Below are 8,248 nucleotides of genomic sequence, written 5' to 3'. Positions count from 1 at the left end.
ACCGCCTCAGACGCGAAGGCCGCGCGCAGCGAGCTGGACGCGTTCGCTGACGGCCAGTGGGGCAAGAAGTACCCCCACGCGGTCAAGACGTGGGAGAACGCGTGGGAACGCTTCATCCCGTTCCTGGCCTTTCCGCCGGCCCTGCGGAAGGTGATCTACACCACCAACAGCATCGAGAGCCTGAACTACCAACTACGGAAGGTGTCGAAGAACCGCGGGCACTTCCCCAACGACACTGCGGTGGTCAAACTCTTGTGGCTAGCGATCTGCACCATCGAGGACAAACGCGCTCGTGACCGCGCCAAGGAAGCCGGCCAACCCGCCGGCAAACGCAAGGCCCCCGGCCGGCTCGTCGAGGGACAGATCGTGACGAACTGGAAACAAGCTCTGGCCCAACTCGCCCTCGTCTACCCCGAACGCATCAACCGCTACCTCTAGATTCGAACAACAACAAGAGGATCCCTTACACAGAAATCTTGACAAGCTCTCGCCGGCGGAGGCGACTTGGCCCATCGACCCTTTCAGCTCGTGACGGCGGAGCGCGGCCAAGAACTTCCTGGAACGAAATTGGCTGCCTCGATCGCTGTGCACGATGCAGCCGGCCACGCTCCCGCGGCGTGCGACGGCCATGTTGAGCGCGTCGACGGCGATCTTGGACTTCATCCGGTCACTGATGGAGTAGCCGACGATACGGTTGGACCACACGTCCTTGATCGCGCACTCGTACAACTTGCCCTCATCGGTCCAGTGCTCGGTGATGTCGGTCAGCCACAGCTGGTTCGGCCCGGTCGCGGTGAAGTCCCGCTTCACCAGGTCGTCGTGGGCCGGCGGGCCGGGCTTCTTGCCGTTGCGGCCACGTTTCTTGCCGAACGCGCTCCACCAGCCGTTGTCCGCACAGATCCGCCACACTGTTCGGTCACAACCGGTGTGGCCGGCCGCACGGGCCTCATCGGCCAGGAGTCGGTAGCCGAACTCCGGATCATCGTGGTGGGCGTCGAACAACGCGTTCGTCAGGTGCGCCTCCTCGAGTTCCCTGACGGTGACCGGACGGGCGAGCCAGCGGTAGTAGGGCTGGCGGGCGAGCTTGAGGACCCGACACGTCACCGTGACGGGGATCCCGTCAGCAGCGAGCTCCTTCACGAGCGGGTACATCATTTTCCCGGCAAGTTGGCCTGCGACAGATACGCCGCCGCCCGACGCAGGATCTCGTTCTCCTGCTCCAACAGCCGGTTACGGCGCTTCAACTCCCGCAGCTCGGCCGACTCCGCGGTGGTCACACCGGGCCGGTGGCCGTCCTCGACATCAGCGCGCTGCAGCCAGTTCCGCAGGCACGACTCACTGATCCCGAAGTCTTTCGCGATCTGGGCGATCGGAGCCTCGCCACGACGGGCCACCGCCACCACGTCGTCACGGAACTCCTTCGGATGGGGTCTAGGCATGGTCAACATCCTTCCAGCAGGACCTCACGGCCCCACAGATCGAATGTCACCTACTCGTGCAGCAGTCCCGATCGCCGTCCACTCGCTTCACGAGAAGTTCGACACCCGCACCGCCAACGGCCGACTCATGCTCGGCCTCTTCGCGCTGCTCTCCCAGTTCGAACGCGACCTTATGCGCGAACGAACCAAAGCCGGCCTCGAAGCCGCCGCACTCTCGGGCAAACGGGTTGGTCGCCCTCCTAAGATCACCGGAGACCGGATCGTGATCGCCACAGCCATGGCCACGCAGGAGCGCAGCGTCGCTGACATCGCCCGCGCCATGGGCGTCAGCCGAGCCACGGTCTACCGCATGCTGGCCGACCACCCGTCACAGTCGACGGGCTCCTGAGCCCGCCAAGGGCGCTAGCTTGGTGGCGTAGCTGGCGGCCGAACGCCTCCAGGGGCGTGTCAGCGAATCGGCCGCCAGCCACTCGAACCTCAACAACCACACTCGCACGGCCGGAGCCAGCGGGCTTCGAGCTCATAGGTGAGTGCTTCGCGGTCGCGGACCACGATCACACGTCCCCACCAAGCCTGATTGCGCCGCTCCCAGGCCACGAGCAACCCAGGCACCCAGTCCTCCCACCATGGCGTGGACGTGCTGCGCGTGACGTCCTTGGATGCGTTTCGTGTGCTCCATCCGTTGGGCGAGCGTGCCGAACTGACTGATCTTTGCGGTCACGACCCCGACCGTAGGGCCAGGGACTGACGGTTCCCATCAGACGGGTGGGTTTGATGGACGGTGGAAGGAGGCGGGTGACGCGCCCGCGGGCGTGCTTCCGGGCTGCCACGCGCTCGCCGCCCGACCCAAGGCATCGCGCGATGGGGTGGAGGTGGTCGCCATGGACTGCTTCACCGGGTTCAACCGCCACAGATGAGAAACCCCTGCGGCCACCACCGTCCTGGAAGCAGAGTGATCCAAGGGTCTCCGGCGGAAACCTCAGGGACGCGGCCGCTTCATGTAGCAGCGTGATCCGAGCGTCGGTCGCCGGTGATGTCCCACAGAATGGCAAGGACCTCATCGGCAGCCGGGTTGCCCGGGATCCAGACGACGTCGAGCGGGACGAAGCCGGGTGGGTTCAGGCTCAGCGCCGTAAGGTGCCCACCCGTTTCTTGGGCGGCGAAGTCGCGGGGCGCAAGGGCGAAGGCGCGAGCGTCGTCGAGGAAGAATGACCATGATCCTGAGATTCGCGTCGTTCCGGTGAGGAGGAGTGGATCGAGGCCCCGAGCTCGGCAGATCTCGATGATCGCGTCGTGGTAGGCGGGGCTTCGTTCGCGGGGCCACATGAGGAGTGGAACTTGGGTGAGTCCGCCAAGATCCAGCGGGGTGCCTGCCTTGGGAGCAAGCGATCTGCTGATGACTACTTGGAGCTCGTCCTCGCCCAGGCGTCGCTTGGTCGCTCGTCTCGGTCGTGTGAGGTGGTGACCAACACCGATGTCGGCTCGACCACTGTCGACGGCGGCGACAACCTCCCCGGTCTCAACTTCGATTGCGACGAGGGTGATCCCCAGGTCGCGATCATCGAACTTGCGAAGCGTTTCGGGCAGGAGTCGGTTGACGATGCTCGGGGAAGCAGCGATACGGACTTCGCGACGTGCGTGGCTCTTGACCACCTCGGCTGAAGCCTCGAACTCGGTGACTTGAGTGATGACAGCGCGTGCGTGACCTTGCAGCGATCTCCCAGCGGGGGTAAGCGTGGTGCCGCCGGACGAGCGGTTCAACAGCTGGATGCCCAACCCCCTCTCCAGGGCCTTGATCTCCTTGCTGATCGTCGGCTGGGAAACCGAGAGCGCCTCCGCAGCCCGGGTGAAGTGCAAAGTGTCGCTCAGGGCCACGAAGACTTGAAGTTGAGCAAGTGTGACCTTCATAGACAAATGCTATCAACCAATTCCGAAACGATGCTGTTTGGCAATGATGTTGCCAACCTACCTTGATGGCTCGGACTACCGAACTCCCATCCATTGAAAGGAAGTCCCATGAGCAACGATGCTCTCCGCGTCGCCGACCAGGTCAAGGACGCTCTCGCCAACGGCACGCCCGTGGTGGCACTTGAGTCCACCATCTTCACCCACGGACTCCCGCGCCCCCGCAACGTCGAAGTTGCGCTGCGCGGGGAGGAACAGGTCCGCGAAGCCGGCGGTGTCCCTGCGACGATCGGTGTGGTTCACGGTCAGCCGGTCGTGGGCCTGAGCCCTGAGGAGATCGAAGAGCTGGCCTACGACGACGACGTGACCAAGGCCTCGGTTCGTGACCTCGCTTACACGGCGGTCACCAAGAAGAACGCCGGCACGACGATCGCCTCCACGGCACTGCTGGCCAAGGCCGCCGGCATCGACGTGTTTGCCACCGGTGGTCTCGGTGGGGTGCACCACGGTGCCGCCGAGTCGTTCGACGAGTCCGCTGACATCTACTCGTTGGCCGACACCCCCATCGTGCTGGTCAGTTCGGGGGCGAAGGCCATCCTGGACATCAGTGCCACGCTGGAGCGATTCGAGTCGCTCAGCATCCCCGTCGTAGGTTATGGCACGGATCGTTACCCCGGCTTCTACGTCGTCGACTCCGGCCACGACCTGACCGCACGTGTCGACTCGCCCGACCAAGTTGCGACGATGGTGGCCGCCCAGAAGCAGTTGGGGATCAACAGCGCCGTGCTCGTCGCCAACCCGATCCGGGCCGAGGAACAGCTCGACCCCGAGGAACTCGACGCAGTGCTCGCCCGCGCGTGGGCCGCAGCCGAGGAGCAGGGCGTCCACGGCCAGGCCTCGACACCGTTCCTGCTGGACTACATCCGCCAGGCGACCGATGGTCGCAGCCTCGACGCCAACGTCGCGCTCTACTACAACAACATCCGCGTCGCGCTGGACATCGCGACCGCGCTCGTGAGGCGGTGAAGTCTCATGCTCGGCGTTGTAGGCGACGTCGTTCAGGACGTCGTTGTGTGGCAGATGGAGGAAGTGCGCTACGCCACCGATACCAAGTCTGAAGTCATGATGCAGCGGGGCGGCTCGGCGGCCAATGTGGCCGCCTTCGCCGCACCGCGGTATCCCACGCGGTTCATCGGGTGCGTTGGTGACGACCTCGGTGGAGTTGTCCTCACCACAGAACTCGAGCAGCGAGGTGTGGATGTCCGGATGCAGGTCCGCGACACGACCGGGATGATCGTCGTCCTTATTGACCAACACGGCGAACGACTGATGTTCCCCAGCCGCGGTGCGAGCGCACGACTCGAGGCGGTGGACCCCGCTTGGCTGGACGACCTTGAGATCCTGCACATCACGGCCTACTCCTTCGAGGGTGGCAGCACCGCCCAGAGCGTGAAGGAAGCAGTGCGTGAGGTGAAGCGTCGCGGCGGCAAGGTGTCCATGGATGTCTCCTCGACCGGCATGATCGACCACTTCGGGATCCCGGCCTTCTTGGACCTCATGGTCGAGTGCCACCCGGACTTCATCTCGGCCAACCGTGACGAAAGCCTCTACCTGGGACTTGCCGATGGGGAAACCCCCGGCCCCAACCTTGTGAGGTTCGCTGACGCGGTCTTGCTGGCTCGTCAAGGCAAGCACTCGACCAACATCTTCCAACACGGCAAACACCTGGCCAGCGTCCCCGTGAAGCCGGTGGACGACGTGCGGGACATGACAGGTGCCGGTGACGCATTCAACGCAGGCTTCCTGTCGTCCTACCTCTCCAACGAAGGAGACCTCGTCGCGAGCTGCTTGGCCGGGCATGCCCTGTCAGCGCGTGTGCTCGCGTGCCCGGGGGCCAATGAGCCCCCCTTCGAACCGCAGGGTGTCGACACCCAGAAGGAGGCGCTGGCATGACGACACAAGCCAACGTCGAACAGAACAAGCTGCCAACCTCGGCAGTCCTCCCCATCGTCCTGGCGCTGTTGGTGGCGATCTTCGCCTTCCAGCTCAACGCCTCGATGCTGTCACCGGCCCTGGCCACGATGGAGCGAGAGCTCAACGCCACGACGGCCGAGATCGGCCTCACCCAGACCGCATTCTTCACCGCGGCGGCGCTGTTCTCGCTCTTCCTTCCGCGTTGGGGTGACCTGATCGGCCGTCGCAAGGTCCTGATTGGGATGTTGGCCATCACCGCGATCGGGTGTGCCATCTCCGCGATGGCCCCCTCGGTCACCGTCCTGTTCATCGGCCGGGTCATTCAGGGTGTTGCCGGCCCGATCGTGCCGATGAGCTTGATCATGCTGCGCGTCGAGGTTCCCAACGAGCGCCAATACGCCCTCCTGATGGCGGTCTTGACCTCCATCAACGGCGGTATCGCTGGCGTCGACGCCCTTGCCGGCGGATGGCTTGCTGCCAACTATGGGTTCCGGTCGATCTTCTGGGTCATGGCTGTGGTCTGCGCCATCGCAGTGTTCTCGGTGCTGTTCTTCATCCGGGAGTCCACCGCTGAGGAGACCCACCCGATGGACTGGAAGGGCGTCATCCCCTTGGTGGTGGCGCTCGGCAGCACGCTCGTGGCCCTCAATGAGGCTGGCAAGCTCGGTGCCGCCAACTGGCTCCTCGTCGGTGCACTCCTGGTCGTGGGTGCCATCGGGTTCGTCGTCTTCTGGAACGTCGAGAAGCGCGTGGCCCACCCGCTGGTGTCGACCACCTACATGAAGCAACGCCGCACGTGGGCACTGCTGCTCACCACGACGTTGACGATGACCGGTGTGTTCGCCGTCATGAACGGGTTGATCCCCAACCTGGCCCAGGACTCAACGGTGGGTGCCGGACTGTCGGCAGACACCGTCTCGTGGGTGACCCTCACCCCGTACGCCTTCGCCGGGCTCCTGATGGGGCCAGTTGCAGGCAAGTTGGCAGGTCGCCTCGGCTACAACCGAGTCCTCCAGATCGGCCTGATCGGTACCGCGATCGGCTTGGGCATCACCATGCTCGCGGCCAACTTCCCCCACCAGCTGCTGTTCCTGTTCATTTCCATCTTCGTGGGCATCACCTACGCAGGAATGAGCAACATCATGCTGAACGGACTCGGCATCGTCCTGAGCCCCAAGGACAACCCTGGCTATCTCCCTGGGATGAACTCGGGGGCGTTCAACCTTGGTGCTGGCCTCAGCTTCGCGGTGCTGTTCGCCGCATCAACCCTGTTCACCGACGTGGCCGGTGCACGCGCCGGCTACATGGGTGGCATCGCAACCGGCGCGGTCATCCTCGTGCTGGCCTTCCTGTCCTCACTTCTCATCCCCAAGCCCGCAGAGCTCGACGCCAAGGAGGCGAACCAACCATGACCCGAAAGATCATCCTTGATTGTGACCCAGGCCACGACGACGCGATCGCGATGATCCTGGCCGCCGGCAATCCCGCCATCGACCTGTTGGGAATCACCACGGTGGGCGGCAACCAGACCCTGAGCAAGGTCACCCACAACACGCTCAGCGTGGCGCGGGTGGCCCGCATGAGCGATGTGCCCGTCCACGCAGGGTGCGCCCGGCCCCTGGTCCGTGAAGTCGAGGTCGCCGAGGGCATCCACGGCGACAGCGGCCTGGATGGCGTCGAGCTACCCGAACCGATCAGCCAGATCGGATCCCGCCACGCTGTCGACTACATCATCGACACCATCATGGAGCACGAGCCCGGCACGGTCACCCTCGTCCCGACCGGACCGTTGACCAACATCGCCCTCGCGGTCCGCAAGGAACCCCGCATCGCCGAGCGCGTGCAGGAAGTCGTGCTCATGGGTGGTGGCTACCACACCGGGAACTGGAGCGCTACGGCCGAGTTCAACATCATCGTTGACCCCGAGGCGGCGCACATCGTGTTCAACGAGAAGTGGCCCCTCACGATGGTTGGCCTCGACCTGACCCACCAGGCGCTGGCCACCCCCGAGGTGGAGGAGAAGATCAAGGCGATCGGCTCTGAGTGCAGCGAGTTCGTCCTCGGACTGTTCGCCTTCTTCCGCAAGGCCTACAAGGAAGCCCAGGGGTTCGAGCACCCGCCGGTCCACGACCCCTGCACCGTGGCCTACCTCATCGACCCGTCGATCGTCACCACGCAGAAGGTCCCCCTGGACGTCGAACTCCGCGGGGAACTCACCCTCGGCATGACAGTGGCCGACTTCCGCGCGCCCGCGCCCGAAGGCTGCACCACCCAGGTGGCCGTCGACCTCGACCACGAACGCTTCTGGAACCTCGTCATCCAAGCCATCGAAGCCGTCGAGACCCGGTAATGAAGGCAGGGGGTGCGGCCAGACAGCGGCCGCACCCCCGACCCGTCCCAAGGAGACCTGCCCATGAACACCCAGACGGCCCCCAAACGGGTCCTGGTCATCGGATCCATCAATGTTGATGTCACCATCCGTACGCAACGCATCCCCACCTCCGGCGAAACCATCCACGGTCGAGGCCCAGAAATCTTCCCCGGCGGCAAGGGCGCCAACCAAGCGGTCGCCGCCGCGAAACTCGGCGCAATCGTCACCATGGCCGGGGCCGTTGGCGACGATCCCTACGCCGACGCCGCCCTCCAGGGGCTCACCACCTCCGGCGTCGACCTGCACTACCTGCTGAAAGTCCCCGGACCCAGCGGAATGGCATTCATCACCGTCGACGATGACGGCAACAACATGATCGTTGTCACCCCAGGCGCGAATGCCGCCATGAACGCAATGCGAATGGACCAACTCAGCCTCGATCCGCCGACGCTGATTTGTAGGTGACGATTTCCCCGTTCTCGGGGGTGGTTGAGCAGCTCTGCCGTGTGAGGGTGCGGGGTATCTGCCGGTGTGCCCGGCTTTTCCACTGCTGGTTCCT

8 protein-coding genes and 1 pseudogene are annotated in these 8,248 nt (G+C 64.5%); 7 read left to right on the top strand and 2 right to left on the bottom strand.

The features are described 5' to 3' along the window. Positions 1-438: transposase (locus H5397_RS16630; protein ID WP_182818821.1), on the top strand; the 438-nt coding region annotated here is incomplete at its 5' end. A 45-nt stretch (positions 439-483) separates the two neighbouring features. Here H5397_RS16630 and H5397_RS18610 read toward each other — a convergent pair. Next, a pseudogene (locus H5397_RS18610) lies at positions 484-1,439 on the bottom strand (IS3 family transposase); the annotation flags it as partial. Here H5397_RS18610 and H5397_RS16620 point away from each other — a divergent pair. Next, positions 1,438-1,827, top strand: a complete 390-nt coding sequence (locus tag H5397_RS16620; protein WP_182818819.1) for a recombinase family protein — start codon at positions 1,438-1,440, stop codon at positions 1,825-1,827. The pseudogene H5397_RS18610 and the gene H5397_RS16620 sit on opposite strands and share 2 nt — an antisense overlap. 608 nt (positions 1,828-2,435) lie before the next feature. Here H5397_RS16620 and H5397_RS16615 read toward each other — a convergent pair. Beyond that, a complete protein-coding gene (locus H5397_RS16615; protein WP_182818817.1) occupies positions 2,436-3,347 on the bottom strand; it encodes a LysR family transcriptional regulator in 912 nt (303 codons plus the stop codon). Between the two features lie 108 nt (positions 3,348-3,455). Between H5397_RS16615 and H5397_RS16610 the strand changes: the two genes are divergently transcribed. The 5 genes from H5397_RS16610 to H5397_RS16590 all read left to right on the top strand — a co-directional run bounded on the left by H5397_RS16610 (position 3,456) and on the right by H5397_RS16590 (position 8,154). Then, a complete protein-coding gene (locus H5397_RS16610) occupies positions 3,456-4,370 on the top strand; it encodes a pseudouridine-5'-phosphate glycosidase (protein WP_182818816.1) in 915 nt (304 codons plus the stop codon). Positions 4,371-4,376: 6 nt separating this feature from the next. After that, the gene (locus H5397_RS16605) at positions 4,377-5,297 is read left to right on the top strand and encodes a carbohydrate kinase family protein (RefSeq protein ID WP_182818815.1); all 921 of its coding nucleotides are present in this window, start codon (positions 4,377-4,379) and stop codon (positions 5,295-5,297) included. Further along, complete coding sequence (locus H5397_RS16600; protein WP_182818813.1) at positions 5,294-6,730, top strand: MFS transporter; 1,437 nt, start codon at positions 5,294-5,296, stop codon at positions 6,728-6,730. The genes H5397_RS16605 and H5397_RS16600 overlap by 4 nt, the downstream gene beginning before the upstream one ends. Then, complete coding sequence (locus H5397_RS16595; protein ID WP_182818812.1) at positions 6,727-7,668, top strand: nucleoside hydrolase; 942 nt, start codon at positions 6,727-6,729, stop codon at positions 7,666-7,668. The genes H5397_RS16600 and H5397_RS16595 overlap by 4 nt, the downstream gene beginning before the upstream one ends. Before the next feature lie 63 nt (positions 7,669-7,731). Then, positions 7,732-8,154 (top strand): PfkB family carbohydrate kinase, encoded by a 423-nt coding sequence (locus H5397_RS16590; RefSeq protein WP_182818810.1) that lies wholly within the window; start codon positions 7,732-7,734, stop codon positions 8,152-8,154. The last annotated feature ends 94 nt before the right edge of the window (positions 8,155-8,248 follow it).

This window comes from Propioniciclava sp. MC1683, assembly GCF_014164675.1.
Classification (GTDB): domain Bacteria; phylum Actinomycetota; class Actinomycetes; order Propionibacteriales; family Propionibacteriaceae; genus Propioniciclava.
This window is presented reverse-complemented; position numbering and strand designations above follow the sequence as displayed.

Excerpts from the sequence above, each read along its gene's own strand:
- H5397_RS16620 (WP_182818819.1), top strand. The coding sequence starts at position 1,438 with ATGGTCAACATCCTTCCAGCAGGACCTCACGGCCCCACAGATCGAATG.
- H5397_RS16615 (WP_182818817.1), bottom strand. The coding sequence starts at position 3,347 with ATGAAGGTCACACTTGCTCAACTTCAAGTCTTCGTGGCCCTGAGCGAC.
- H5397_RS16610 (WP_182818816.1), top strand. The coding sequence starts at position 3,456 with ATGAGCAACGATGCTCTCCGCGTCGCCGACCAGGTCAAGGACGCTCTC.
- H5397_RS16605 (WP_182818815.1), top strand. The coding sequence starts at position 4,377 with ATGCTCGGCGTTGTAGGCGACGTCGTTCAGGACGTCGTTGTGTGGCAG.
- H5397_RS16600 (WP_182818813.1), top strand. The coding sequence starts at position 5,294 with ATGACGACACAAGCCAACGTCGAACAGAACAAGCTGCCAACCTCGGCA.
- H5397_RS16595 (WP_182818812.1), top strand. The coding sequence starts at position 6,727 with ATGACCCGAAAGATCATCCTTGATTGTGACCCAGGCCACGACGACGCG.
- H5397_RS16590 (WP_182818810.1), top strand. The coding sequence starts at position 7,732 with ATGAACACCCAGACGGCCCCCAAACGGGTCCTGGTCATCGGATCCATC.